This is a genomic window from Pseudomonas sp. 29 (assembly GCF_002754355.1).
Lineage (GTDB): Bacteria > Pseudomonadota > Gammaproteobacteria > Pseudomonadales > Pseudomonadaceae > Aquipseudomonas > Aquipseudomonas neuropathica.
This window is the reverse complement of record NZ_PEEY01000001.1, coordinates 1,361,201-1,386,333: the sequence shown is the minus strand read 5'-3', so window position 1 is coordinate 1,386,333 and position 25,133 is coordinate 1,361,201. Positions and strand designations below refer to the sequence as shown.

At 58.4% G+C, this 25,133-nt stretch carries 27 protein-coding genes and 1 tRNA gene; 21 read left to right on the top strand and 7 right to left on the bottom strand.

All coding sequences use genetic code 11. The features are described 5' to 3' along the window. The first annotated feature begins 567 nt into the window (after window positions 1-567). Complete coding sequence (locus CLU80_RS06515; RefSeq protein ID WP_093430702.1) at window positions 568-993, top strand: HIT domain-containing protein; 426 nt, start codon at window positions 568-570, stop codon at window positions 991-993. Between the two features lie 3 nt (window positions 994-996). Further along, window positions 997-1,203 (top strand): SlyX family protein, encoded by a 207-nt coding sequence (locus CLU80_RS06510; protein ID WP_099757009.1) that lies wholly within the window; start codon window positions 997-999, stop codon window positions 1,201-1,203. 70 nt (window positions 1,204-1,273) lie between these two features. Here CLU80_RS06510 and CLU80_RS06505 read toward each other — a convergent pair whose 3' ends face one another. Then, window positions 1,274-1,876: a cold-shock protein gene (locus CLU80_RS06505; RefSeq protein WP_007912746.1), complete on the bottom strand. Its 603-nt coding sequence runs from the start codon at window positions 1,874-1,876 to the stop codon at window positions 1,274-1,276. A 311-nt stretch (window positions 1,877-2,187) separates the two neighbouring features. Between CLU80_RS06505 and CLU80_RS06500 the strand changes: the two genes are divergently transcribed. The 19 genes from CLU80_RS06500 (at window position 2,188) to nadA (ending at window position 17,260) form a co-directional block, all read left to right on the top strand. Beyond that, complete coding sequence (locus tag CLU80_RS06500; protein ID WP_038366640.1) at window positions 2,188-2,658, top strand: Dps family protein; 471 nt, start codon at window positions 2,188-2,190, stop codon at window positions 2,656-2,658. A 184-nt stretch (window positions 2,659-2,842) separates the two neighbouring features. Further along, a complete protein-coding gene (locus CLU80_RS06495) occupies window positions 2,843-3,181 on the top strand; it encodes a ribbon-helix-helix domain-containing protein (protein ID WP_093430492.1) in 339 nt (112 codons plus the stop codon). Window positions 3,182-3,312: 131 nt separating this feature from the next. Beyond that, window positions 3,313-3,534: an FmdB family zinc ribbon protein gene (locus tag CLU80_RS06490; protein ID WP_093430491.1), complete on the top strand. Its 222-nt coding sequence runs from the start codon at window positions 3,313-3,315 to the stop codon at window positions 3,532-3,534. A gap of 100 nt (window positions 3,535-3,634) precedes the next feature. Next, window positions 3,635-5,410: an aspartate--tRNA ligase gene (gene aspS, locus CLU80_RS06485; RefSeq protein WP_093430490.1), complete on the top strand. Its 1,776-nt coding sequence runs from the start codon at window positions 3,635-3,637 to the stop codon at window positions 5,408-5,410. A gap of 130 nt (window positions 5,411-5,540) precedes the next feature. Further along, on the top strand, window positions 5,541-6,287 hold the full coding sequence (locus tag CLU80_RS06480; RefSeq protein ID WP_007912738.1) for a YebC/PmpR family DNA-binding transcriptional regulator: 747 nt from the start codon (window positions 5,541-5,543) through the stop codon (window positions 6,285-6,287). A gap of 158 nt (window positions 6,288-6,445) precedes the next feature. Further along, window positions 6,446-6,973 (top strand): crossover junction endodeoxyribonuclease RuvC, encoded by a 528-nt coding sequence (gene ruvC, locus CLU80_RS06475; RefSeq protein WP_007962095.1) that lies wholly within the window; start codon window positions 6,446-6,448, stop codon window positions 6,971-6,973. A gap of 114 nt (window positions 6,974-7,087) precedes the next feature. Beyond that, window positions 7,088-7,696 carry a Holliday junction branch migration protein RuvA gene (gene ruvA, locus CLU80_RS06470; protein WP_034153418.1) on the top strand — a complete coding sequence of 203 codons (609 nt, stop codon included), beginning with the start codon at window positions 7,088-7,090 and terminating at the stop codon, window positions 7,694-7,696. Further along, window positions 7,697-8,758, top strand: coding sequence for a Holliday junction branch migration DNA helicase RuvB (ruvB, locus tag CLU80_RS06465; RefSeq protein WP_007912736.1), 1,062 nt, complete (start codon window positions 7,697-7,699; stop codon window positions 8,756-8,758). A gap of 127 nt (window positions 8,759-8,885) precedes the next feature. Beyond that, entirely contained in the window at window positions 8,886-9,353 is a 468-nt protein-coding gene (gene ybgC / locus CLU80_RS06460) for a tol-pal system-associated acyl-CoA thioesterase (protein WP_093430488.1), read from the top strand. Beyond that, entirely contained in the window at window positions 9,343-10,038 is a 696-nt protein-coding gene (gene tolQ, locus CLU80_RS06455) for a protein TolQ (RefSeq protein WP_008080223.1), read from the top strand. Before ybgC ends, tolQ begins: the two co-directional genes overlap by 11 nt. A 23-nt stretch (window positions 10,039-10,061) precedes the next feature. Continuing rightward, window positions 10,062-10,514, top strand: a complete 453-nt coding sequence (gene tolR / locus CLU80_RS06450) for a protein TolR (protein WP_161806672.1) — start codon at window positions 10,062-10,064, stop codon at window positions 10,512-10,514. Continuing rightward, window positions 10,514-11,596 (top strand): cell envelope integrity protein TolA, encoded by a 1,083-nt coding sequence (tolA, locus tag CLU80_RS06445; protein WP_093430487.1) that lies wholly within the window; start codon window positions 10,514-10,516, stop codon window positions 11,594-11,596. The genes tolR and tolA overlap by 1 nt, the downstream gene beginning before the upstream one ends. A 17-nt stretch (window positions 11,597-11,613) precedes the next feature. Further along, a complete protein-coding gene (gene tolB, locus CLU80_RS06440; RefSeq protein WP_016983828.1) occupies window positions 11,614-12,894 on the top strand; it encodes a Tol-Pal system beta propeller repeat protein TolB in 1,281 nt (426 codons plus the stop codon). Window positions 12,895-12,946: 52 nt separating this feature from the next. Next, on the top strand, window positions 12,947-13,444 hold the full coding sequence (gene pal / locus CLU80_RS06435) for a peptidoglycan-associated lipoprotein Pal (RefSeq protein ID WP_003178634.1): 498 nt from the start codon (window positions 12,947-12,949) through the stop codon (window positions 13,442-13,444). 6 nt (window positions 13,445-13,450) lie between these two features. Then, window positions 13,451-14,284: a tol-pal system protein YbgF gene (gene ybgF / locus CLU80_RS06430; RefSeq protein ID WP_007912724.1), complete on the top strand. Its 834-nt coding sequence runs from the start codon at window positions 13,451-13,453 to the stop codon at window positions 14,282-14,284. 166 nt (window positions 14,285-14,450) lie between these two features. Beyond that, window positions 14,451-15,098, top strand: coding sequence for a 7-carboxy-7-deazaguanine synthase QueE (gene queE, locus CLU80_RS06425; protein ID WP_093430486.1), 648 nt, complete (start codon window positions 14,451-14,453; stop codon window positions 15,096-15,098). 1 nt (window position 15,099) lies between these two features. Next, window positions 15,100-15,792 (top strand): 7-cyano-7-deazaguanine synthase QueC, encoded by a 693-nt coding sequence (gene queC / locus CLU80_RS06420; RefSeq protein ID WP_099757008.1) that lies wholly within the window; start codon window positions 15,100-15,102, stop codon window positions 15,790-15,792. A gap of 62 nt (window positions 15,793-15,854) precedes the next feature. Beyond that, window positions 15,855-15,930 (top strand) — tRNA-Lys (locus CLU80_RS06415). 271 nt (window positions 15,931-16,201) lie between these two features. Continuing rightward, a complete protein-coding gene (gene nadA, locus CLU80_RS06410) occupies window positions 16,202-17,260 on the top strand; it encodes a quinolinate synthase NadA (protein WP_016773509.1) in 1,059 nt (352 codons plus the stop codon). A 135-nt stretch (window positions 17,261-17,395) separates the two neighbouring features. Here nadA and CLU80_RS06400 read toward each other — a convergent pair whose 3' ends face one another. The 6 genes from CLU80_RS06400 to gcvH all read right to left on the bottom strand — a co-directional run bounded on the left by CLU80_RS06400 (window position 17,396) and on the right by gcvH (window position 24,735). After that, window positions 17,396-17,884, bottom strand: coding sequence for an RDD family protein (locus CLU80_RS06400; protein WP_093430484.1), 489 nt, complete (start codon window positions 17,882-17,884; stop codon window positions 17,396-17,398). A 97-nt stretch (window positions 17,885-17,981) separates the two neighbouring features. After that, a complete protein-coding gene (locus tag CLU80_RS06395; RefSeq protein WP_003227496.1) occupies window positions 17,982-18,194 on the bottom strand; it encodes a cold-shock protein in 213 nt (70 codons plus the stop codon). Window positions 18,195-18,597: 403 nt separating this feature from the next. Beyond that, window positions 18,598-19,722, bottom strand: a complete 1,125-nt coding sequence (gene gcvT, locus CLU80_RS06390) for a glycine cleavage system aminomethyltransferase GcvT (protein WP_099757007.1) — start codon at window positions 19,720-19,722, stop codon at window positions 18,598-18,600. 185 nt (window positions 19,723-19,907) lie between these two features. Beyond that, window positions 19,908-21,284 (bottom strand): L-serine ammonia-lyase, encoded by a 1,377-nt coding sequence (locus CLU80_RS06385; RefSeq protein ID WP_093430482.1) that lies wholly within the window; start codon window positions 21,282-21,284, stop codon window positions 19,908-19,910. 203 nt (window positions 21,285-21,487) lie between these two features. Further along, a complete protein-coding gene (gene gcvP / locus CLU80_RS06380; RefSeq protein WP_099757006.1) occupies window positions 21,488-24,340 on the bottom strand; it encodes an aminomethyl-transferring glycine dehydrogenase in 2,853 nt (950 codons plus the stop codon). Between the two features lie 11 nt (window positions 24,341-24,351). Beyond that, the gene (gene gcvH, locus CLU80_RS06375; protein ID WP_099757005.1) at window positions 24,352-24,735 is read right to left on the bottom strand and encodes a glycine cleavage system protein GcvH; all 384 of its coding nucleotides are present in this window, start codon (window positions 24,733-24,735) and stop codon (window positions 24,352-24,354) included. Window positions 24,736-25,133 lie beyond the last annotated feature (398 nt).

The following is a 25,133-nucleotide window of genomic DNA, read 5'->3' as shown; positions in this document are numbered from 1 at the left end:
CTTCCGGTGGTGCGCTTATAGTCCATATGGGTACGAATGCAACAAGCGTGCACAAACCGCAATTTCGTTGCGGTTATTTCTCTGAACACCCGCCTGCGCTTGTGAAAACCTTGTGAAAGCTGGGCTTCAAGCCTGATTTTTTCTGTGCTTGACGCCATTCCTCCTATGGTGTTGCCACACCGAGAAACGCGCGTGACAACCAAAAACGTTACCGGTTCACCCCGCCAGTGAGTATTTGGCGGATGCCCGACGCAGTGAGCGTAGACGCACTGTGCGGTTTTGGTGCAAAAAAATTTACAGCTGTTCTGAATTCATACGGCTTGAAGGGGCATGACGCTGCACGTCTCTGCTGATTCTGGTCATTTTTTTGCGCTGAACGTCGATGTTGGTTCCGTGCTGGTGCGTCGCGCTCGCAAATGTCACATCTCGGAGCGTTGGCAGAGCGTCGGGGTTCACCGTCGTCGTGAAGGCTGGCGCATTCGCAGGTATGCTGCCGTCCTGTCGCTTGGTGCGCTGCCCATCGGGATGGCCGCTAAGCTGAATAATGATCAGCCGGGAGTGCGCGCAGTGTTTGCTTTAGATTCACGACTTCAACAGGACACGCTGACGATCGGTGATTTCCCTCTCTGCCGACTGCTGTTGTCCAATGATGCCAATTACCCTTGGTTCATTCTGGTGCCTCGTCGCGACGATATCAGTGAGTTGTTTCAGTTGGATGTCGCCGATCAACAGCAGTTTTGGCAGGAAACCACCGCGCTGGCTGAGCTGCTCAAGGATCTGTTCGACGCCGACAAAATGAACGTCGCGACCTTGGGTAACGTTGTCAGTCAGATGCACATGCATGTGATTGTGCGCAAACGTGACGACGCAGCCTGGCCCGCGCCGGTCTGGGGCAAACACCCGGCCAAGCCTTACAGTACAGAGCAGGTCGCTGCCATTCGCGAACGGTTGCGACTGGTGTTGACCGAGCATTTCAGCTTTGTGGAGGACTGAGTCATGAGTCTGGAAGAACGTGTTACCGATCTGGAAAGTCGTCTGGCGTTTCAGGATGACACCATCCAGTCGTTGAACGACGTGCTGGTGGCGCAGCAGCGCGTGGTCGAGCGCCTGCAATTGCAGATGGCGGCGCTGCTCAAGCGTCAGGAAGAGATGGTCGGCCAGTTCGAGTCCTTCGAGGATGAGGCGCCACCGCCACATTACTGAGGCAGGCACTTTTCATCAGGCGTAAAAAAACCGCGAACAGCACGCTGCTCGCGGTTTTTTTATGCCTGGATCAGCGTCGCGGCAGCGCGGCGATCACGTCCTCGGCTTGCAGGCCTTTGTCCCGGTTCATTACCGAGAACTCCACGCGCTGGCCTTCGACCAGGACGCGGTGACCTTCGCCACGGATCGCGCGAAAGTGCACGAAGATATCATCGCCGGAATCGCGGGAGATAAAGCCGAAGCCTTTGGAGGTGTTGAACCACTTTACGGTACCGGTATCACGATTGGTCATGTCATAGCTGGTTGGAGCAGCAGCCGGTGAAGAACGATAGAAGCTGACGGCCAGGTGCAGGACCACGGCAACCAGCGCGATCACCAGAGTGAACAGCACGGCTGGCTGACCGGCGATGACGGGCATCGGGGCGATCAGGGTCAAGGTTTGCAGGACGACGGTCAGTACCAGCAGCGCGCTGACCAGGTTTTGCAGATGCTGACGAGGGCCTTTGTTCCAGAAAGGAATCACTGGAGCAATCACCAGGTTCAGCAGGCCGAAAAAGGCCAGGTAAAGTGCATCGGGTTGTTGCAGGTAGGGAACGGCTTCGGATTTCAAGCTGGGTATGAACGACAGCAGCAGTGCCGCTGCGCCCATTAGCAGGTGGACGATTTTCAACATTTTGATTGGCTCACGTTTATGACGGCTCACAAGGAAGAGCTGAAGGCGCACGGTTCGCTTCGGAACAAAATAAGAGGCGGTGGACACGTTCACGGCATCAGCCTATGCGCAACGCCCCGAAAAATGGGGCATGGCGACACACTGCCTATTTAACAGCAAAGCCTGCGGCTACTCAAATCAGCCCGGCCAGCGGCATGCGTCGGTCGATTTGTCGCAGCACCTGCACCCGATCCGGGCTGCGGGGTGTCGGCAGGCTTGCTAGAGTGGGTCTGCACCTGTTGGATGAATTCAATCGCCGTTAGGGGGTAAACATGGCAATCGATATCGGTATCAGTGAAGAAGATCGCAAATCCATCGTCGAAGGCTTGTCGCGTCTGCTGTCGGACACCTACGTGCTGTATCTGAAAACCCACAACTTCCACTGGAACGTCACCGGCCCGATGTTTCGTACGCTGCATTTGATGTTCGAAGAGCAATACAACGAGCTGGCGCTGGCCGTGGACTCGATCGCCGAGCGTATTCGCGCATTGGGCTTTCCGGCGCCGGGCGCCTATGCCACGTACGCGCGCCTTTCTTCTATCAAGGAAGAGGTGGGCGTGCCGAGTGCCGAAGACATGATCAAACAGTTGGTCGATGGTCAGGAAGCCGTGACCCGCACGGCACGTGGCATCTTCCCACTGCTCGACAAGGTCAGCGATGAACCGACCGCAGACCTGCTGACCCAGCGCATGCAGGTTCACGAAAAAACGGCGTGGATGCTGCGCTCGCTGCTGGAAGCGTAATCCCCCGAGCGCGCGGGCCCGCCAGCGGTGCTCGTGCGCTGTCCGCAATCCTACCTGTGTCGTTGGCTTATCCTACGGAGTCGGTCAATAAGTCGTCTGGCTATAACTTTGTGTCTGCGCTTTTATGAAAGCCACAGGATGTGACTTTTCAAACAAGCAGAGATGGCAAAGGAGTGTCACTGATATGGCAGAGGGAGACAGGCGAGGCGACAGGATTGTCGGCTTGCCCCATGAGTTGAAAGTTGATCCGTTCGTCAGCGAGTTCGACATGGCACTGGTTCAGCCATCGTCACGATCCGTGCGTCTGAACGGTTATGCGACCTGCCTGCGGCTGGAGCGGGTCTACTGGAACATCCTCGGCAATATGGCCGCAGATAACTGCTGTTCGATCAGCTCGTTGTTGTCCCACGTTGACCGCGAAGTGCATCTGCGTCACGGCGGGGTGAGAAATTTCAGCGCGCTGGTGCGGGTGGTGTGCGTCATGAACGGCGTCAAGCAGGCAGCAACTGCCGAATCGCTCTGAAACGGCGGTTGCAAACGAGGTCTCGGCCTGTGCAGTCTTACGGCTGCACAGGCCGCATTTAATCGATATAATCCCGCTCTTTCGCCGCAAAGCCCTGCGCGCGGTGGCAATCTGATCGCCGAGACACCCCCATGCCGATGTACGATTACCAATGTGCTTCCTGTGGTCATCAGTTGGAAGCCATTCAAAAGATCAGCGATGCACCGCTGGTCGACTGCCCTGCCTGCCAGGCGCCAGAGCTCAAGAAACAGCTGTCCATGCCAGGCTTTCGCCTCAGCGGCAGCGGTTGGTACGAAACCGATTTCAAGACCGGGACCAAGAAGAATCTGGCCGGTGGCGACAAATCTGACTAGGGTTCAACCCCAGGTTGAACGACACGCGTGAGTTTCCGCATTGCTTTGAAAGCAACGGGATCTCCACCGAATATCGAATGACGAGAAGCGAACCATTATCATGATGCGCAGCCACTATTGCGGCCAACTGAACGAAAGCCTGGAAGGCCAGGAAATTACCCTTTGCGGATGGGTTCACCGTCGCCGCGACCACGGCGGGGTGATTTTCCTCGATATCCGTGATCGTGACGGTCTGGCCCAAGTGGTATTCGATCCGGATCGCGCCGAGAGCTTCGCCGCTGCCGATCGCGTGCGCAGCGAGTACGTCGTGAAGATCACCGGCAAGGTGCGTCTGCGTCCGGCCGGTGCGACCAACGCCAACATGGCGTCGGGCATGATCGAAGTGCTGGGTTATGAACTGGAAGTGCTGAACGAGTCGGAAACTCCGCCGTTCCCGCTGAACGAGTTCTCCGACGTTGGTGAAGAAACCCGTCTGCGTTATCGTTTCCTCGACCTGCGTCGTCCGGAAATGGCCGAGAAGCTGCGTCTGCGCTCGCGCATGACCACCAGCATCCGTCGCTTCCTCGACGAGAACGGCTTCCTCGACGTTGAAACGCCTATCCTGACCCGTGCCACCCCTGAAGGTGCGCGTGACTATCTGGTGCCAAGCCGTACCCACGCCGGTTCGTTCTTCGCCCTGCCGCAATCGCCACAGCTGTTCAAGCAACTGCTGATGGTTGCCGGTTTCGACCGTTATTACCAGATCGCCAAGTGCTTCCGCGACGAAGACCTGCGTGCTGACCGTCAGCCTGAATTCACCCAGATCGACATCGAGACCAGCTTCCTCGATGAAAAAGAGATCATGGGCCTGACCGAAGAAATGATCCGCAACCTGTTCAAGGAAGTGCTGGGTCTGGAATTCGGCGATTTCCCGCACATGACTTTCGAAGAAGCCATGCGCCGCTACGGTTCCGACAAGCCAGACCTGCGTAACCCGCTGGAACTGGTCGACGTTGCCGATCAACTGAAAGAAGTTGAATTCAAGGTGTTCAGCGGCCCGGCCAACGATCCGAAATGCCGTATCGCCGCACTGCGCGTTCCAGGCGGGGCGAGCATGCCACGCAAGCAGATCGACGATTACACCAAGTTCGTCGGCATCTACGGTGCCAAGGGCCTGGCGTACATCAAGGTCAACGAGCGCGCTGCCGGTGTTGACGGTCTGCAATCGCCGATCGTGAAAAACATCCCTGAAGACAAGCTCAACGTGATCCTCGATCGCGTTGGCGCAGTCGATGGCGACATCGTGTTCTTCGGCGCTGACAAGGCCAAGATCGTCAGCGAAGCCTTGGGCGCACTGCGCATCAAGCTCGGTCACGACCTCAAGCTGCTGACCTGCGAGTGGGCGCCAATGTGGGTCGTCGACTTCCCGATGTTCGAAGAAAACGACGACGGCAGCTTCTCCGCGTTGCACCACCCGTTCACCGCGCCGAAGTGCTCTCCTGAAGAGCTGGAAGCCAACCCGGCTGGCGCTCTGTCCCGCGCCTACGACATGGTGTTGAACGGCACCGAGCTGGGTGGCGGTTCGATCCGTATCCACCGCAAGGAAATGCAGCAAGCGGTGTTCCGTCTGCTGGGTATCAATGAAGCAGAGCAGGAAGAGAAATTCGGCTTCCTGCTCGACGCGCTGAAGTACGGTGCTCCGCCGCACGGTGGTCTGGCCTTCGGTCTGGACCGTCTGGTGATGCTGATGACCGGCGCCCAGTCGATCCGTGAAGTGATCGCCTTCCCGAAAACCCAGAGTGCTGCCGACGTCATGACGCAAGCGCCGGGTGTGGTGGATGCCAAGGCACTGCGCGAGCTGCACATTCGTTTGCGCGAAACGCCAAAGGCTGAGTAAGACGGGCCTGAAGGCGCATCTTCGGATGCGCCTTTTTTCTTTCTATAAGAGAGCAGGTCGAGATTTTTTTGTTTGCTGGCCGCTGCATGAGCAGGGCGGGCAACGTTTCAAAGAGAATTCGGAGCGAGTTATGGCAGGTCATTCCAAGTGGGCGAACATCAAGCACCGCAAAGAACGTCAGGATGCCAAGAGAGGCAAGATCTTCACCAAGTGGATCCGCGAACTGACCGTTGCGGCCCGTCAGGGCGGCGGTGATCCGGGTTCCAACCCGCGTCTGCGTCTGGCCCTGGACAAGGCGCTGAGCGCGAACATGAGCCGCGACATCATCGACCGTGCCGTGGCGCGCGGCGCTGGTGCCACCGAAGCGGATAACGTTGAAGAGCTGACCTACGAAGGTTACGGCCCGGGCGGCGTGGCGGTGATGGTCGAGTGCATGACCGACAACCGCAACCGTACTGCCGCTGCTGTGCGCCATGCGTTCAGCAAGTGCGGGGGTAACCTCGGCACCGACGGTTCGGTAGCTTACTTGTTCGAGCGCAAAGGCCAGATCAGCTTCGCACCGGGCGTTGATGAAGATGCACTGACCGAAGCGGCGCTGGAAGCCGATGCCGATGACGTGGTCAGCCACGAAGACGGTTCGATCGATGTGTTCACCTCGTTCACCAGTTTCTATGCCGTGCGTAACGCGCTCGAAGCTGCGGGTTTCAAGGGCGATGATGCGGAAATCGTCATGCAGCCAACCACCAGTGCCGAACTGGATCTGGAAGGTGCGGAGAAGGTGCTCAAGCTGATCGACATGCTTGAGGATCTGGATGACGTGCAGAACGTTTATTCCAACGCGGATATTCCGGAAGACGTGGCCGCTCAGCTCGGTTAAGAGCGGCTACGATTCAATGTGGGAGCGAGCCTGCTCGCGAAGGCGGATTTTCAGGCAACATCGTTGCTGATGATGAAACCGCTTTCGCGAGCAGGCTCGCTCCCACATTTGTTATGGGTTGATTTGAAAATCGTGCTTTTACCGAATCTGCAGGCGTTATGACTTTAATTCTTGGTATCGACCCCGGTTCGCGCATCACCGGTTACGGGATTGTTCGTGATACCGGACGTGGCGGCTGTATCTATGTGGCATCCGGCTGCATCCGCACTGGTGCGGGCGAGCTGCACGAACGCCTGCAAATCGTCTATCGCGGCGTGCGCGAGATCATCCAGACCTACGGACCGGTGACCATGGGCATCGAAAAGGTGTTTATGGCGAAAAACGCCGACTCGGCGCTGAAGCTGGGGCAGGCGCGCGGTGCAGCGATCGTCGCCGGTGCGGAAGAGTGCCTGGAGATCGCCGAATATACGGCCACGCAGGTCAAGCAAGCCGTGGTCGGCACTGGCGCCGCCAATAAAGAACAAGTGCAGATGATGGTCATGCACATGCTCAAACTCACCAGCAAACCGCAAATCGATGCCTCTGACGCTCTGGCCATTGCCATTTGCCACGCGCACACACGTTCCAGTCTGCTGCCGCACGGTCTGGGAACGGCACGCAGTCGTGGCGGGCGCCTGCGTCTCTGATAGCATCAGCATCAATTTTCCTGAAAGCCGGTTTTTGCGCCTGGGTCGTCGGCCCGAAATCCGCCTTTCGACAGTCGCCAGCCCACGGCTGGCCAACGCTCAAGGATCTGAAACGTGATTGGACGCTTGCGCGGCACCCTGGCTGAAAAACAGCCGCCGCACCTGATTCTGGATGTAAACGGCCTCGGGTATGAGCTGGAAGTGCCCATGACCACGCTTTATCGCCTGCCGTCGGTCGGTGAACCGCTGACCTTGCACACGCATTTGGTCGTACGCGAAGACGCGCAATTACTCTATGGTTTTGCCGGCAAGCGTGAGCGAGACTTTTTTCGCGAGTTGATCCGTCTCAATGGTGTCGGGCCAAAATTGGCCCTGGCCTTGATGTCGAGTCTGGAAGTCGACGAGTTGATCCGCTGCGTGCAGTCTCAGGACACCTCGGCGTTGACCAAGGTGCCGGGTGTCGGCAAGAAAACCGCTGAGCGTCTGCTGGTCGAACTCAAGGATCGCTTCAAGGCCTGGGAAACTACGCCAGCCATGTTCGCGCTCGTGCCGAACCAACCGGATGGCCCGGCGCCGGTCAACACCGCCGAGAACGATGCGGTCAGCGCGCTGATTTCCCTGGGCTACAAGCCGCAGGAAGCGAGCAAGGCGATTACCGCCATCAAGGACAAGAATTTGAGCAGTGAAGACCTGATCCGCCGCGCCCTGAAGGGAATGATTTAAGTGATTGAAGCTGATCGTCTGATCACCGCCGCGCACAGCCCGCGCGAGCGCGAAGAAGTCCAGGACCGCGCCATTCGCCCGGTCAGCCTGGCCGACTACATCGGCCAGCCGACCGTGCGCGAGCAGATGGAGCTGTTCATCCAGGCCGCCCGTGGCCGAAGCGAATCCCTCGACCACACGCTGATCTTCGGCCCGCCGGGTCTGGGTAAAACCACACTGGCCAACATCATCGCTCAGGAAATGGGCGTATCGATCAAGAGCACTTCCGGGCCGGTGCTTGAGCGTCCGGGTGATCTGGCGGCGTTGCTGACCAATCTTGAGCCGCACGATGTGTTGTTCATCGACGAAATCCATCGTCTGTCGCCGATCGTTGAAGAAGTGCTGTACCCGGCGATGGAGGATTTCCAGCTCGACATCATGATTGGCGAAGGGCCGGCAGCGCGTTCGATCAAGCTCGATCTGCCGCCATTCACCCTGGTCGGCGCGACGACTCGCGCCGGCATGCTGACTAACCCGTTGCGTGACCGCTTCGGTATCGTCCAGCGTCTGGAGTTCTACAGCACGGCTGATCTGGCGACGATTGTCAGCCGTTCCGCGGCCATCCTCGGTCTGCCGCTGGATCCGGAAGGCTCGTTCGAAATCGCGCGCCGCGCCCGGGGCACGCCGCGGATCGCCAACCGTCTACTGCGCCGTGTGCGCGACTTCGCTGAAGTGCGCGCCAAGGGCCATATCACCAAAGCGGTGGCGGACCTGGCTTTGAACCTGCTGGATGTCGACGAACACGGTTTCGATCATCAGGATCGCCGCCTGCTATTGACCATGATCGAGAAGTTCGATGGCGGCCCCGTCGGTATCGACAGCCTCGCCGCTGCAATCAGCGAGGAACGCCACACGATTGAAGATGTGCTGGAGCCGTATCTGATCCAGCAGGGTTACATCATGCGCACTCCACGGGGCAGGGTGGTGACGCGCCATGCGTACCTGCACTTTGGTTTAAACATCCCGTCACGAATGGGTGAAATGCCCGTGGCAGACGAGTTTCTCGATGCCGTGGACGATTGAGACACATTTTTTGTCGATTTATTCAGGGTTTGTACGGTCATAGGACGGTACTTTTGCGGTAAAGCCCTGAAACCATGAAAAACAGTTGCCTGGCCGGATTGGCAACCTGAGGAGTAAGCACTAGAGTATGCGCGCGCAAAACGGGCTTGAGTCGTTCGCACATCGTTGTCGCGTTTATTACGAGGACACCGATGCGGGCGGCATCGTGTATTACGTTAATTACCTCAAGTTTATGGAACGGGCTCGAACCGAGCGGCTTCGCGAGCTGGGCTTTGCCCAATCGCAGCTGGCAGGGGAGGACCTGTTGTTTGTCGTGCACTCCAGCGAAGCGCGTTACCACGCGCCGGCGCGACTGGACGACGAACTGCTGGTAAGCGCTGAAGTAATCGAATTGAACCGTGCCAGCCTGCGCTTCAAACAGCAGGTCAGGCGGGCAACGGATAATGTGCTGCTCTGTGAAGGGCAGTTTCTGGTGGCCTGTGTGCGCACTAACAGTTTGAAACCCCGGGCCCTTCCCGAAGACTTGCGTGCGGCCTTCGCCGACGCGGTCGGCCCGGGTACACACTCAAAGCAGGAGATAAAGCGTGGAAGCTAACGTCGTCGACCATTCCTCCATGTGGAGCCTGGTCAGCAATGCCAGCATCGTGGTGCAGTTGGTAATGTTGACCCTGGTGGCCGCATCGGTGACCTCATGGATCATGATCTTTCAGCGCAGCAATCTGCTGCGTGCCGGTCGACGTGCCCTGGAGAGCTTCGAAGAGCGCTTCTGGTCGGGTATCGACCTGTCCAAGCTGTACCGTCAGGCGGGCAGCAACCCGGATCCGGATTCTGGCGTGGAGCAGATCTTCCGTGCCGGCTTCAAGGAGTTCTCCCGTCTGCGTCAGCAGCCAGGTGTCGACCCTGAAGCGGTCATGGAAGGTGTGGCCCGTGCCATGCGCGTCGCCATTTCCCGCGAAGAAGAGAAACTCGAGCAGAGCCTGCCATTCCTCGCCACCGTCGGTTCGGTCAGCCCGTACATCGGTCTGTTCGGTACGGTGTGGGGCATCATGAACTCCTTCCGCGGGCTGGCCAGCGCCCAGCAAGCAACCCTGGCCACTGTGGCCCCGGGTATCGCCGAAGCCCTGATCGCCACCGCGATCGGTCTGTTCGCCGCGATCCCTGCGGTTATCGCTTACAACCGTTTCGCCGCTCGCAGCGAAACCTTGCTGGGCCGTTACTACACCTTCGCCGATGAATTCCAGGCGATCCTGCACCGCAAAGTGCACACCAGCGAAGAATAAGCAGGTAATTTCCAATGGCTTTAATCGCTCGAGCTCGCAAAAAGCGCAAGCCGGTTGCCGAGATGAACGTGGTGCCTTACATCGACGTGATGTTGGTGCTGCTGGTTATCTTCATGGTGACCGCGCCGATGCTCAATCAGGGCGTGAAAGTTGATCTGCCCAAGGTTTCCAGCGAAGCCTTGCCGCAGGACAACAACACTCAGGTCCTGACCATTTCGATCAAGGCTGACAAGACCTACTACTGGAACCTTGGCAGCGAAGTCGATACCGAGAAGCAACAGGACAGGGCCATGACTCTGCCGCAAATGACCGACGCGGTGACCAAGATCATTCGTGCCGGCACTGAAGGCGGCAAGCGTACCCAGGTCTTCATCCGCGGTGACAAGACCGTCGACTACGGTTCCGTCATGGGCGCCATGGGCGGGTTGCAGAAAGCCGGGGTCGGTAATGTTGGTTTGATTACCGAGGCCCCCTGATGCAGCAACAGCGAGAGCCGTCCGCCTCGGAAAGCTACTTCTGGCCTAGTGTTCTGGCAATTGTCCTGCACGTGCTGGTGTTCGGCATGCTGTTCGTCAGTTTTGCCTTTACACCAGAGCTGCCGCCGGCCAAACCGATTGTCCAGGCGACCCTCTACCAGCTGAAATCGAAAAGTCAGGCAACCACCCAGACCAATCAGAAGATTGCGGGTGAGGCGAAGAAATCCGCCGCGCGCCAGACCGAAGTCGAGCAGATGGAGCAGAAGAAGGTCGAGCAGGAAGAGATCAAGGCTGCTGCGGAACAAAAGAAAGAAGAAGCGGCTCAAAAAGCCGAGGAAGCCAAGAAGGCCGACGAGTCGAAGAAAGCAGACGAGGCGAAAAAGGCTGACGAAGCCAAAAAAGCCGACGAAGCCAAGAAGACCGCCGAAGCCAAGAAGGCTGAAGAGAAAAAATTGGCTGATATAGCCAAGAAGAAATCTGAAGAAGAAGCGAAAAAGGCTGCTGAAGAAGAGGCCAAGAAAGCCGCTGCTGAAGAAGCCAAGAAGAAGATCGTCGAAGACGCGAAGAAGAAAGCCGCCGAAGACGCCAAGAAGAAAGCTGAAGCTGAAGAGGCGAAGAAGAAAATCGCCGACGAAGCGAAGAAGAAAGCTGCTGCCGATGCTGCGAAGAAGAAAGCGCAGGATGCGGCACGTAAATCGACTGAAGACAAAAAGGCTCAGGCCTTGGCCGATTTGCTTTCCGATACGCCGCAGCGCCAGCAGGCCTTGGCCGATGAGCAGGGTGACGAAGTCGCGGGCAGTTTCGATGACCTGATTCGTGCGCGAGCGGCAGAAGGTTGGGCCCGTCCACCTTCGGCACGCAAAGGCATGACAGTTGTACTGCAGATCGGCATGTTGCCGGACGGTACGGTGACTTCGGTCAGCGTGGCCAAGTCCAGTGGCGATGGTCCGTTCGATGCGTCGGCAGTCGCGGCAGTGAAGAATATTGGACGTTTGACAGAAATGCAGGGAATGAAGCCGAGCGATTTCGCTCCGTATCGTTCATTCAAGATGACATTCACACCTGAGGATCTAGCCTTGTGAGAAACCTTCTTCGAGGAATGCTGGTCGTGATCTGCTGCATGGCAGGGATCGCGATGGCGGATGAAAAGAACATTCTGGTTACCAGCGGCAGCGATCGGGCTACTCCGATCGCCGTTGTACCATTCGGCATGCAGGGCGGTGCCGTGCTGCCGGACGACATGGCAGAAATCATTGGTAACGATTTGCGCAACTCGGGCTACTACTCGCCGATTCCAAAGCAAAACATGATCAGCCAGCCAAGCCAGCCGAGCGAAATCATCTTCCGTGACTGGAAGGCGGTGGGTGCTCAATACATGATGGTCGGCAGCATTGCGCCAGCCGGCGGTCGTCTGCAGGTGCAGTGGGCACTGTTCAACGTGGCCACCGAACAGAAAGTGGCTGACGGCAGTGTTTCCGGTACCACCGAGCAACTGCGTGACATGGCGCACTTCATCTCCGACCAGTCGTTCCAGAAACTGACCGGTATTGAAGGTGCGTTCTCGACGCGTCTGCTGTACGTGACGGCTGAGCGCTTCTCCGAGAAGAACACCCGTTACACCCTGCAGCGTTCGGACTACGACGGTGCTCGCGCCGTGACCTTGCTGCAATCGCGTGAGCCAATCCTGTCGCCGCGTTTTGCACCGGATGGCAAGCGCATCGCCTACGTGTCGTTCGAGCAGAAGCGCCCACGCATCTTCATGCAGAACATCGACACCGGTCGCCGCGAGCAGATCACCAACTTCGAAGGTCTGAACGGCGCGCCAGCCTGGTCGCCGAACGGTGATCGCCTGGCGTTCGTACTGTCCAAGGACGGTAACCCGGACATCTACGTGATGAATCTGGCTTCGCGCCAGATCACCCGTGTGACCGCAGGTCCTGGCATAAACACCGAACCGTACTGGGGCAAGGATGGTTCGACCATCTACTTCACCTCGGACCGCGGCGGCAAGCCTCAGATCTACAAAACCAGCGCCAGTGGCGGTGGTGCCGAGCGTGTGACGTTTGTAGGTAATTACAACGCCAACCCGAAACTTTCGGCTGATGAAAAGACTTTGGTGATGATCCATCGTCAGGATGGCTTCACCAATTTCAAGGTGGCAGCTCAGGATCTGCAGCGAGGGAGTGTAAAGATCCTCACTGATAGCACTCTGGACGAGTCACCTACTGTTGCGCCCAACGGCACCATGGTAATCTACGCCACCCGCCAACAGGGCCGGGGAGTCTTGATGCTCGTGTCCATTAATGGACGCGTTAGGCTCCCGCTTCCTACCGCTCAAGGCGAAGTCAGAGAACCGTCCTGGTCCCCTTACCTGAAGTGAGCGGGCGCTACACGTTTTACTTAACACACTGGGGTTCATTAGGAGTTTCACGATGGAAATGCTGAAGTTTGGTAAATTTGCTGCGCTGGCTCTGGCCATGGCTGTAGCTGTAGGTTGCTCGTCCAAAGGCGGCGACAACGCCGGTGAAGGCGCTGTTGATCCAAACGCTGGTTACGGCGCAAACACTGGTGCCGTTGACGGTTCCCTGAGCGAAGAAGCTGCTCTGCGCGCAATCACCACCTTCTACTTCGAATACGACAGCTCGGACCTGAAGCCAGAAGCCATGCGCGCTCTGGACGTTCACGCCAAAGACCTGAAAGCAAACGGCGCTCGCGTTGTTCTGGAAGGCAACACCGACGAACGTGGTACTCGTGAGTACAACATGGCACTGGGCGAGCGTCGTGCGAAAGCCGTTCAGCGCTACCTGGTACTGCAAGGTGTTTCCCCAGCTCAGCTGGAACTGGTTTCCTACGGCGAAGAGCGTCCAGTTGCTACCGGCAACGACGAGCAGTCCTGGGCTCAAAACCGTCGCGTCGAACTGCGTAAGTAATTCGATATGCGAACGTGCCGTCGTGCTGTAACTGTTCTGGCTCTCAGTCTCGCGCCGCTTGCGGCGTGGGCTGCGGTTCCTGTGGTCGATGACAACTCCGGTTATAACAATAGCGGGAGCAGTTATCCGCCTGCAGGTTACGGTACGAACGGCGCCTATGCCGGGGGAGCGGCTTCGGCCCCTGCCTCGGCACAAGGCATGCTGTTCAACCAATTGCAACAGATGCAGGATCAGATTTCTCGCCAGCAAGGCGTGATCGAAGAACTGCAGAATCAGGTTGCGCGCATGAAGCAGGAATCCCTGGAGCGATACCAGGATCTTGATCGGCGCATAGGATCCGGCGTTGCACCTGCCGCGACTCCTGAGAATTCTTCTGCCGGTGGCGACGCAAGTGCTGCTGCCGGTGCTGCCGCTGGCGCCGGGGCTGCTGCCCAGGCACCTGCTGCAAGCAGCGAACCGGGTGATCCGGCCAAGGAAAAGCTGTATTACGATGCCGCTTTCGACCTGATCAAAGCCAAGGATTTCGACAAGGCCAGCCAGGCTTTTGCCGCTTTCCTGCGCAAATACCCGAACAGCCAATACGCGGGCAACGCCCAGTACTGGTTGGGCGAAGTCAATCTGGCCAAAGGCGATCTGCAAGGTGCAGGTCAGGCTTTCGCCAAGGTTTCGCAGCTGTATCCAAAGCACGCTAAAGTGCCGGACTCGCTGTACAAGCTGGCTGACGTAGAGCGCCGCCTTGGTCATACCGACAAGGTCAAAGGCATTCTGCAGCAGGTGGTGGCCCAATATCCGGGTACCTCCGCCGCTCAGTTGGCTCAACGTGATCTGCAACGCATGTAAGGTCGTGTTACCCGTTTAGAAGAAACCCGCGCTTGTCGCGGGTTTTTTCGTTAGAATTCACGCCCTTTTTCTGAAACACGCTTCTTGCGGTCTACGCGTTGGCGGGATTGCCTGAAGTGCCTGACGGAGGCGGACAGCCTGTTTAGCTGTTACGCCCGTGGCGACTATGCAAGACACATTGAGAATCACCGAAGTTTTCTACTCGTTGCAGGGGGAAACGCGGACCGCCGGGCTGCCCACGGTTTTTGTGCGCCTGACCGGTTGTCCTTTGCGTTGCCAATACTGCGACAGCGCCTATGCGTTCAGTGGCGGCACCATCCGCACCCTCGACGACATCCTCGAGCAAGTGGCCGGATTTCGTCCGCGCTACGTCTGTGTCACCGGCGGTGAGCCGCTGGCGCAGCCGAACGCCATTCCTTTGCTCAAGCAGTTGTGTGACGCCGGTTACGAGGTTTCGCTGGAAACCAGTGGCGCACTCGACATTTCGGCCGTCGATCCGCGCGTCAGTCGGGTTGTCGATCTGAAAACGCCGGACTCGAAAGAAGCCCATCGCAACCGTTACGAGAACATCGAACTGCTGAGCCCCAACGATCAGGTGAAGTTTGTCATCTGTTCGCGGGAAGACTATGACTGGGCCGTGTCCAAGCTGATCCAGTACGGTCTTGAACGGCGTGCCGGTGAAGTGCTGTTCTCCCCAAGTCACCATGACCTCAATGCTCGGGATCTGGCGGACTGGGTGGTGGCTGACAACCTGCCGGTGCGGTTGCAATTGCAGTTGCATAAATATCTATGGAATGACGAGCCGGGGCGCTGAGATGACCGAACAACTGAACACCACCGAAAAACGTGCGGTCATTCTGCTGTCCGGCGGCCTCGATTCGGCCACCGTCGTGGCCATGGCTCGCGCCGAAGGCTACAGCTGCTACACCATGAGTTTCGATTACGGTCAGCGCTCGCACGCTGAATTGCACGCCGCTGCCCGCGTCGCCCGCGATTTGGGGGTGGTTGAGCACAAAGTAATCGGCCTCAACCTGAATGGTATGGGCGGCTCGGCACTGACCGACAGCAGCATCGATATTCCGGAGGAGCTGGGCGAAGGCATTCCGGTGACTTACGTGCCGGCGCGTAACACGGTGTTCCTTTCGCTGGCGTTGGGCTGGGCAGAAGTGCTGGGTGCGCGTGACATATTTATTGGTGTCAACGCCGTGGACTATTCCGGTTACCCGGATTGCCGTCCGGAGTTCATCGAGTCGTTCGAGCGCATGGCCAATCTGGCGACCAAGGCCGGCGTTGAAGGCAATGGCTTCCGCATTCAGGCGCCACTGCAGAACCTGAGCAAGGCGCAAATCGTTCAGGCGGGCGTGAAGCTCGGCGTTGATTATGGCCTCACCGTTTCCTGCTATCAGGCCGACGATGACGGCCGCGCGTGCGGTAAATGCGACAGCTGCCGCCTGCGCGCAGAAGGCTTTGCGGCCGCTGGTGTGGACGATCCAACAGCTTATTTTTGATTATTTTCAAAAAGGTGTTGAATAGTCCTTAAAAATCAGTATTATACGCGCCACCACACAGCGGGTCGTTAGCTCAGTTGGTAGAGCAGTTGGCTTTTAACCAATTGGTCGTAGGTTCGAATCCCACACGACCCACCATATTTGGCGGTTTAGAAAATCCGGAAGGCCCACGAAAGTGAGGATTTCCGGGTTTTTTTTTGCCTGTAATTTCGCTCCGCGTTATTTCAATACCCACAGCGCTGACGCAGGTCAGAATCATCTTTTGTATCAACGGGATATTCTGTAGCCTTGCGCAGCTTCAATGCTGTCCGTGCCTGATAATACTCACTCTCCCGGCGGTACCCTCAAGCGGTCCGGAGCCGGGTGTATACTCGACTTTCGCGCGAACGCGCCTGCAGGTCTTGCGAACATGACGCAGATTTCCGAACGCCTTCTGGTTCAAGCCCACCTCGATGCCAAACAGCCCAAACCGCTGACCGCTGAGGAAGAGGCTTATTACCGTTCCGCCATTGCCGCCGAGCTCAAGGCTCAGGACGCGGTGCTGGTGGCCCACTTTTATTGCGATCCGGTAATTCAGGCCTTGGCTGAAGAAACCGGCGGTTGCGTCTCCGATTCCCTGGAAATGGCTCGCTTCGGCAATGCTCACCCGGCCAAAACCGTGGTGGTCGCCGGCGTGAAGTTCATGGGCGAGACCGCGAAGATTCTCAACCCGGAAAAACGCGTGCTGATGCCGACCCTGGAAGCGACCTGCTCGCTGGACCTGGGTTGCCCGGTCGACGAGTTCTCGGCGTTCTGCGATCAGCACCCGGAGCGCACGGTGGTGGTCTATGCCAATACCTCTGCGGCGGTCAAAGCCCGGGCTGACTGGGTGGTGACTTCGAGTTGCGCACTGGAGATCGTCGAAAGCCTGATGGACAACGGCGAGACCATCATCTGGGGGCCGGACAAGCATCTGGGCACTTACATCCAGCGCAAGACCGGCGCGGACATGCTGCTGTGGGACGGTGCCTGCATCGTTCACGAAGAGTTCAAGTCCAAGCAGCTTGAAGACATGAAAGCGTTGTACCCGGACGCTGCGATTCTGGTGCACCCGGAGTCGCCCACGTCGGTGATCGAGCTGGCGGACGCGGTGGGTTCCACCAGCCAGTTGATCGCTGCCGCGCAATCGCTGCCGAACAAGACCCTGATCGTTGCGACCGACCGTGGCATCTTCTACAAGATGCAGCAGCTGTGTCCGGACAAGGTCTTCATCGAGGCGCCAACCGCCGGTAACGGCGCGGCGTGCCGCAGTTGCGCACATTGCCCGTGGATGGCCATGAACACCCTTGAGCGCACGCTCAAGAGCTTGAAGGAAGGGACCAACGAGATCTTTGTTGATCCGGCGTTGATTCCACAGGCGATCCGGCCGTTGAAGCGCATGCTCGATTTCACTCAGGCGGCGCGGATGAAGCTGGCCGGTAACGCCTAAGCTCTAAAGGCATTACACAAAACCTGTGGGAGCGAGCTTGCTCGCGAAAGCGGTGTATCAGTCACCAATAGAATCGACTGATACGACGCCTTCGCGAGCAAGCTCGCTCCCACAGTGGTTTTTGGCGTCTGGAAGTTATTTGGTCTTTTTCGGGATCCGCACCACGCGGGTGTCGGAATAGATGTCATGCCACGTGCGCTTCTGCTTGTCGTACAGCGACCAGAGGAATCCCAACCCCACGCACAGCCACGACGCAATCGACACCATAAACCGCAACAGCGCCTGCCACAGGCTGATCGCCGTGCCATTGGCGTTCTGCACGCGAATGCCCCACACCTGCATGCCCAGCGTCTGCCCGCCGTGGGTCCAGAACTTGGCAAAGAATGCGAACAGCACCAACACCAGCACGGTCGAGTAGAGCGGATCACCGTCGAGCTTGCCGGCATCGGTCATCACTCGCAGGCGCTCTTCACCAATGATCGCTGCCTGAATCATCTTGTAGATGCCACCCGTTACGATCAGCAGGGCGGTGCATAGCAGAAAGTCATAGAACATCGCCGCCAGACGCCGGCCTAGACCAACGGCGGGAAAATCGCCCTGTGGGGTGAGCAGGTTTTTCGACATGGCAGCCTCTGGACGCAAAATGAAGCGCCATTTTACGGATTCGCGCACACAAAAAAGCCCCTGATATCAACATCAGGGGCTTTTTCGTAACAGAAAATCAGGCTTCTGCTTGTACTTCGTCAGCCTGCATGCCTTTCTGGCCCTGCACAGCAACGAAGGTCACTTTCTGGCCTTCTTTCAGGCTTTTGAAGCCGTTGCCCTGAATGGCGCGGAAATGCACGAACAGATCCGGACCGCTTTCTGGAGTGATAAAACCAAAACCTTTCTCGTCGTTAAACCACTTGACGGTACCGCTCTGACGTGTGGACATTTCTTATTTCCTTTGACGCAAAAATTAATGACAGTCTCTTTCTCATGAAAGAGTACTGGGGCTGGTTGCAGGAGAGTAAGAAGACGTCGAACGGGATGTAGCTAACTTGTAGGCTACTGCCCAGGTCACGATTCCAAGCTGACCCATGCAAACACAGTGGAGAAACTCTACGCCAACTACGGGAGAAAAAACAAGCCCTGCGAAGCCCCCGGTTTTACTGAGCTTGAGCAAGTTAATCCTCTCGCTAGTGCGGGCTTAGACGATTAGCCTGTTCAATTGTTTTCGATCGTTATAAGCAAAGTTCATATTCGAATCAGTTGATAGAAAATGCACTTTTTTGTGGCGATTGCGTTACACATTAGTGCACGCATAACGCAATCGCGTTACTTATAGAAACAGTCAATCAACCGCGATAGTAGCGTTGTGGAACAAATGGCATTTTGCTTACAAGCATTTGCACCTTTTTCCCACGAACAATGGCCCAAACCGGTGTGTCGAGGGTGACATATGCGCTGTCGAGGTAACCCATCGCCAACGGCCCGCCCAAGGTCGGACCGAAACCACCGCTGCACACGCTGCCGATGATTTCGCCGGCTTCGTTGACGATTTCTGCGCCTTCACGCACGGGGGTGCGCTCCTGCGGTAGCAGGCCGACGCGTTTGCGTGCCACGCCATTCTGTTGTTGAGCGAAAACATTCTCCGCGCCCGGGAAACCGCCGGCCCGCGCGCCATCAGCGCGACGTGGCTTGGAGATCGCCCATAACAGGCTGGCTTCGATCGGCGTGGTCTCGGTGTTCATGTCGTGGCCGTAGAGGCACAGACCGGCTTCCAGACGCAGCGAGTCGCGAGCGCCGAGGCCAATGGCCTGGACTTCCGGTTCGGCGAGCAGGGCGCGGGCAAGTTTTTCCGCATCTGCAGCTGGTACGGAGATTTCGAAACCGTCTTCACCGGTGTAACCCGAACGGCTGACAAAGCAGTCGACGCCGAGCAGATTGACACGGGCGAACTGCATAAAAGTCATTTTTTCAACGGGTGGTGCCAGCCGCGCCAGCACGGTCACCGCCGCCGGACCTTGCAATGCCAGCAGAGCGCGTTCTTCGAACAGCGCCGTAATGGTGCACTGATCGCCGATGTGTTTTTGCAGGTGGGCCAGGTCCTGATCCTTGCACGCGGCGTTGACCACCAGGAACAATTCGTCATTACCGAGGTTGGCCACCATCAGGTCGTCGAGAATGCCGCCGTTGTCGTTGGTGAACATCGCGTAACGCTGCATGCCCACCGGCAGGTCGATGATGTCTACCGGCACCAGGCTTTCCAGGGCTTTGGCGGCGTTGGCACCAGTCAGGCGGATCTGGCCCATGTGCGAGACATCGAACAGTCCGGCCTGCTCACGGGTGTGCTGGTGTTCTTTCATCACACCGAGTGGGTATTGCACCGGCATGTCGTAGCCGGCGAACGGCACCATGCGAGCGCCGAGTTCGATGTGCAGAGCGTGCAGCGGGGTTTTCGACAGTTGTTCGGTGGACATGCGTGGCTCCTTGAAAATTAGAGTTTGGCGGTAAGAGGCAAGATCAAGATCAAAAGCCCCTCACCCCAGCCCTCTCCCAGAGGGAGAGGGAGTTAGGTACGTTTATCTCCCGGAGGGGAGAGGGGGCTAATTACGTTTCTCTCCCTGGGGGAGAGGTGGTCAATTTCGTTTGGCTGGTTTCATGGTCAGCATTCGATAATGTTGACCGCCAGACCGCCGCGGGCGGTCTCTTTGTATTTGCTTTTCATGTCGGCACCGGTCTGGCGCATGGTGCGGATGACTTTGTCGAGGGAGACGAAATGCTGGCCGTCGCCTCGCATGGCCATGCGCACTGCGTTGATGGCTTTCACCGAACCCATGGCATTGCGCTCGATGCACGGCACTTGCACCAGTCCGCCAATCGGGTCGCAGGTCAGGCCGAGGTTGTGCTCCATGCCGATTTCCGCAGCGTTCTCGACTTGCTGCACGCTGCCGCCAAGCACTTCGCACAACGCACCGGCCGCCATCGAACAGGCGACGCCGACTTCACCCTGACAACCGACTTCGGCGCCCGAGATCGAGGCATTTTCCTTGTAGAGAATGCCGATGGCCGCAGCGGTCAGAAGAAACCGTACGACGCCGTCGTCATTCGCGCCGGGGATAAAACGCATGTAGTAATGCAGCACCGCCGGAATAATCCCCGCCGCGCCGTTGGTGGGGGCGGTGACTACGCGGCCACCGTTGGCGTTTTCTTCGTTGACCGCCAAAGCGTAGAGGTTGACCCAGTCGAGCACCGACAACGGATCGCGCAACGCCGATTCCGGGTTCTTGCACAGTTGCCGATGCAACGCTGCCGCACGGCGTTTGACCTTCAAGCCGCCGGGCAAAATACCTTCGTTACGGCAGCCCGCAGCGACGCAGTCCTGCATCACCTGCCAGATTTTCAACAGGCCGGCGCGGGTTTCCGCCTCCGGGCGCCAGGCGCTTTCGTTGGTCAGCATCACCTGACTGATCGACAGACCGTAGGTGGCGCAATGACCGAGCAGGTCCTTGGCGCTTTTGAACGGGAAGGTCAGCGGCGTGGCGTCTTCGACGATGCGGTCGGCACCGGCCGCGTCCTCGTCGACCACGAAACCACCGCCAACCGAGTAGTACTCGCGGCTGCGGATCTGAATCCCCGCCGCATCGAAGGCGCGGAAGATCATGCCGTTGGGGTGATAGGCCAACGGCTTGCGGATCATCGCCAAGTGTTCTTTCTCGTTGAACGCAATGCTGTGTTCGCCGAGCAGGTTCAGTCGTCCGTTGCCGCGAATTTCTTGCAGGCGTGCGGCGACGGTTTCGGTATCAACGGTGTCCGGGTGTTCGCCTTCGAGGCCGAGCAGCACGGCTTTGTCGCTGCCGTGACCTTTACCGGTGGCGCCGAGGGAACCGTACAGCTCAACGCGAACGCTGGCGGTGGTGGTCAGCAGGTTTTCACGGCGCAAACCTTCGACGAAACGCGCGGCTGCGCGCATCGGGCCGACGGTGTGGGAACTGGAGGGGCCGATGCCAATCTTGAACAGGTCGAACACGCTTAACGACATGAGGGGTTCTCCGGTTTCTTGTTATAGGAATTGGCGAAACATCAGGCTTGTAGCATTCCCTTGTGGGAGCGAGCTTGCTCGCGAAGACGGAGTGTCAGTCACCACCAATGTTGGCTGACCTACCGCATTCGCGAGCAAGCTCGCTCCCACAGGGATTTGTGGTGTTCTGGAAAAAGAGGCAGGTATTCCTGCCCCTCATTCCATTAAGCGTAGCTTTCGATCGACGGGCAGGCGCAGACCAGGTTGCGATCGCCGAAAACGTTGTCGACACGACCGACCGGTGGCCAGTATTTGCCTTCGATCAGCGACGCGACCGGGTACACGGCTTGCTCGCGGCTGTACGGGTGAGTCCACTCGCCAACCAGCTCTGCCGCTGTGTGCGGAGCGTTTTTCAGCGGGTTGTCGTCCTTGTCCAGCGTGCCGTTTTCCACCGCGCGGATTTCTTCGCGGATGCGGATCATGGCGTCGCAGAAGCGATCCAGTTCTTCTTTGGATTCGCTTTCGGTCGGCTCGATCATCAGCGTGCCCGCGACCGGGAACGACATGGTCGGCGCGTGGAAGCCGAAGTCGATCAGGCGCTTGGCGACGTCATCGACGCTGATGCCGCTGCTGTCTTTCAATGGACGCAGATCCAGAATGCATTCGTGCGCCACCAGACCGTTGCTGCCGGTGTACAGCACTGGGTAGTGCTCTTCGAGGCGACGGGAAATGTAGTTGGCATTGAGGATCGCCAACTGCGAAGCGCGCTTCAGCCCGGCGCCGCCCATCATGCGAATGTACATCCAGGTGATCGGCAGAATGCTCGCGCTGCCGAACGGTGCTGCACAGACCGCGCCTTCCTTGCGTTCCATCTGGCCGTGGCCCGGCAGGAACGGGGTCAGGTGCGATTTCACGCCAATCGGGCCAACGCCCGGGCCGCCACCGCCGTGCGGAATGCAGAAGGTTTTGTGCAGGTTCAGGTGCGAGACGTCGCCGCCGAACTTGCCCGGAGCACAGAGGCCAACCATCGCGTTCATGTTGGCGCCGTCGATGTACACCTGGCCGCCGTTGTCATGAATGATCCCGCAGATTTCGCGGATGCCTTCTTCGAACACGCCGTGGGTCGACGGGTAAGTGATCATCAGCGCGGCGAGGTGGTCGCGGTGCTCGATGGCTTTGGCGCGGAGGTCTTCGATGTCGACGTTGCCACGGGCATCGCAGGCAGTCACGACGACGCGCATGCCAGCCATGTTGGCGGTGGCCGGGTTGGTGCCGTGGGCGGACGACGGAATCAGGCAGATGTCGCGGCGCTCATCGCCACGGCTCTGGTGATATGCACGAATCGCCAGCAGGCCAGCGTATTCACCTTGCGAACCGGCGTTTGGTTGCAGCGAGATCGCGTCGTAACCGGTCGCGGCACAGAGCATCGCTTCCAGCTCAAAGGTCAGTTGCTGGTAACCGGCGCTTTGCGCGGCTGGAGCGAACGGGTGCAGCGCGCCGAACTCAGCCCAGGTCACCGGGATCATTTCGCTGGCAGCGTTGAGTTTCATGGTGCACGAACCCAGCGGGATCATGGTGCGATCCAGGGCCAGATCCTTGTCCGCCAGTTTGCGCAGGTAGCGCATCAGCTCGGTTTCCGAGTGATAACGGTTGAACACCGGGTGGCTGAGGATCGGCGACTGACGTACCAGCGATGCTGGGATGGTGCTTTGCACCGCAGCGGCCAGCGCAGCGAAGTCCGGCAGGGTTTTGCCGTCGGCGAACAGGCCCCACAGGGTTTCGATGTCAGCTTGGGTGGTGGTTTCGTCGACCGACAGGCCAAGACGCTGAGCGTCGATCACGCGCAGGTTGATCTGCGCAGCGTGGGCCTTGTCGTGCAGCGCGGCGGTGTTTGCGCCGGTGGCGACGGTCAGGGTGTCGAAGAAACTCGCTTGTTCGACGTTAGCGCCCAGCGCGGTCAGGCCTTTGGCCAGAATCGCGGTCAGGTGATGCACGCGATTGGCAATCTGCGTCAGGCCTTTCGGGCCGTGGTAGACGGCGTACATGCTGGCGATGTTGGCCAGCAGCACTTGTGCGGTGCAGATGTTCGACGTGGCCTTCTCGCGGCGGATGTGTTGCTCGCGGGTCTGCATCGCCAGGCGCAGCGCCGGCTTGCCGAAACGGTCAACCGAGACACCGACCAGACGGCCCGGCATGTCGCGCTTGAACGCATCTTTGGTGGAGAAGTACGCGGCGTGCGGGCCACCAAAGCCCAGAGGCACGCCGAAGCGTTGTGCCGAACCGATGGCGACGTCCGCGCCGAACTCGCCCGGGGCGGTCAGCAGAGTCAGGGCCAGTAGGTCAGCGGCCACGGCCACCAAGGCGTTGGCGGCGTGGAAGCGTTCGGTCAGTTCGCGATAGTCGAACACATCACCGTTGCTTGCCGGGTATTGCAGCAGCGCGCCGAAGAACGGCGTCACGTCAGTCAGTTCACGCTCATCGCCAACAATCACGTCGATGCCCAGCGGCTCGGCACGAGTGCGCAGCACGTCGAGGGTCTGCGGGTGGCTGTGGATCGAGGCGAAGAATTGGTGGCTGCCCTTGTTCTTGCTCAGGCGTTTGCAGAAGGTCATGGCTTCGGCAGCGGCGGTGGCTTCGTCGAGCAGCGAGGCGTTGGCAATCGGCAGACCGGTGAGGTCGCTGATCATCGTCTGAAAGTTCAGCAGCGCTTCGAGACGACCCTGGGAAATTTCTGGCTGGTACGGCGTGTACGCGGTGTACCAGGCCGGGTTTTCCAGGAGGTTGCGCAGGATCGGCGACGGCGTGTGGCAGTTGTAGTAGCCCTGGCCGATGTAGGTCTTGAACAACTGATTCTTGCCGGCGATCGATTTGATCATCGCCAGGGCATCGGCTTCGCTGAGGCCGTCGTCCATGCCGAGCACGCTGGTGCCCTTGATGCTTTCCGGAATGACGCTGGCGCTCAGGGCTTCGAGCGAATCGAAGCCGAGGCTGTTGAGCATGGCTTGCTCGTCACCGGCGCGCGGGCCGATGTGACGGGCGATGAATTCGTTGGCGGTGCCAAGGTTTACTTGAGTCATGTCGGTGTTCCTCAGGCTTCGGCTTGGGCTTTGATCAGACGGTCGTAAGCGTCCTGATCGAGCAATTTGGCCACGGCCGATGCGTCGGCAGGCTGGAAGCGGAAGAACCAGCCTTCGCCCAGCGGATCTTCGTTGACCAGTTCCGGGGCGTCTTCCAGCGCCGGGTTGACTTCCAGTACGTCGCCGTCGAGGGGCATGTACACGCCGCTGGCGGCTTTCACCGATTCCACGGTGGCGGCTTCAGCGCCTTTTTCGTAAGCCTGCAGCTCAGGCAGTTGCACGAACACCACGTCGCCCAGGGCGTTCTGCGCGAAAGCGGTGATGCCGACAGTAACGCTGCCGTCAGCTTCGGTGCGCAGCCATTCGTGATCTTCAGTAAAACGCAACTCGCTCATGGAAACTCCTCAGGGGGCCAGACTCGTCTGGTGGACGCGGTGGAATAGTCGGGCGTGAAGGCCCTTATTTATGAAGGGTTGATTAGCAAGAATGTGGCCAATGTTGATTTATCGTTATAAATCAATGCGTTGTGTTGTTTTTGTATGTGGCGCGTACTGACGTGTGTAGCGAAATCGCTACAGCATGGGGCGAGGATAAAAGCTGAACGGGATCAAAGCCTTGCACAGCGGTGATCGGAGGAGGGTGTAGCGATATCGTTCCGCTGTAGCGCTTTCAGTACAGCTGGAGGTCGTTTTTGAACGGATTTCGAATGCGCCACAAATAAATGTAGGAGTGAGCCTGCTCGCGATAGCGGTCTGTCAGACGTCGCAAATGTTGAATGTCAAACCGCTATCGC

Coding starts and splice junctions, on each gene's coding strand:
- CLU80_RS06510 (WP_099757009.1), top strand. CDS start 997: ATGAGTCTGGAAGAACGTGTTACCGATCTGGAAAGTCGTCTGGCGTTT.
- CLU80_RS06505 (WP_007912746.1), bottom strand. CDS start 1,876: ATGTTGAAAATCGTCCACCTGCTAATGGGCGCAGCGGCACTGCTGCTG.
- CLU80_RS06500 (WP_038366640.1), top strand. CDS start 2,188: ATGGCAATCGATATCGGTATCAGTGAAGAAGATCGCAAATCCATCGTC.
- CLU80_RS06495 (WP_093430492.1), top strand. CDS start 2,843: ATGGCAGAGGGAGACAGGCGAGGCGACAGGATTGTCGGCTTGCCCCAT.
- CLU80_RS06490 (WP_093430491.1), top strand. CDS start 3,313: ATGCCGATGTACGATTACCAATGTGCTTCCTGTGGTCATCAGTTGGAA.
- aspS (WP_093430490.1), top strand. CDS start 3,635: ATGATGCGCAGCCACTATTGCGGCCAACTGAACGAAAGCCTGGAAGGC.
- CLU80_RS06480 (WP_007912738.1), top strand. CDS start 5,541: ATGGCAGGTCATTCCAAGTGGGCGAACATCAAGCACCGCAAAGAACGT.
- ruvC (WP_007962095.1), top strand. CDS start 6,446: ATGACTTTAATTCTTGGTATCGACCCCGGTTCGCGCATCACCGGTTAC.
- ybgC (WP_093430488.1), top strand. CDS start 8,886: ATGCGCGCGCAAAACGGGCTTGAGTCGTTCGCACATCGTTGTCGCGTT.
- tolA (WP_093430487.1), top strand. CDS start 10,514: ATGCAGCAACAGCGAGAGCCGTCCGCCTCGGAAAGCTACTTCTGGCCT.
- tolB (WP_016983828.1), top strand. CDS start 11,614: ATGCTGGTCGTGATCTGCTGCATGGCAGGGATCGCGATGGCGGATGAA.
- pal (WP_003178634.1), top strand. CDS start 12,947: ATGGAAATGCTGAAGTTTGGTAAATTTGCTGCGCTGGCTCTGGCCATG.
- ybgF (WP_007912724.1), top strand. CDS start 13,451: ATGCGAACGTGCCGTCGTGCTGTAACTGTTCTGGCTCTCAGTCTCGCG.
- queE (WP_093430486.1), top strand. CDS start 14,451: ATGCAAGACACATTGAGAATCACCGAAGTTTTCTACTCGTTGCAGGGG.
- queC (WP_099757008.1), top strand. CDS start 15,100: ATGACCGAACAACTGAACACCACCGAAAAACGTGCGGTCATTCTGCTG.
- nadA (WP_016773509.1), top strand. CDS start 16,202: ATGACGCAGATTTCCGAACGCCTTCTGGTTCAAGCCCACCTCGATGCC.
- CLU80_RS06400 (WP_093430484.1), bottom strand. CDS start 17,884: ATGTCGAAAAACCTGCTCACCCCACAGGGCGATTTTCCCGCCGTTGGT.
- CLU80_RS06395 (WP_003227496.1), bottom strand. CDS start 18,194: ATGTCCACACGTCAGAGCGGTACCGTCAAGTGGTTTAACGACGAGAAA.
- gcvT (WP_099757007.1), bottom strand. CDS start 19,722: ATGTCCACCGAACAACTGTCGAAAACCCCGCTGCACGCTCTGCACATC.
- CLU80_RS06385 (WP_093430482.1), bottom strand. CDS start 21,284: ATGTCGTTAAGCGTGTTCGACCTGTTCAAGATTGGCATCGGCCCCTCC.
- gcvP (WP_099757006.1), bottom strand. CDS start 24,340: ATGACTCAAGTAAACCTTGGCACCGCCAACGAATTCATCGCCCGTCAC.
- gcvH (WP_099757005.1), bottom strand. CDS start 24,735: ATGAGCGAGTTGCGTTTTACTGAAGATCACGAATGGCTGCGCACCGAA.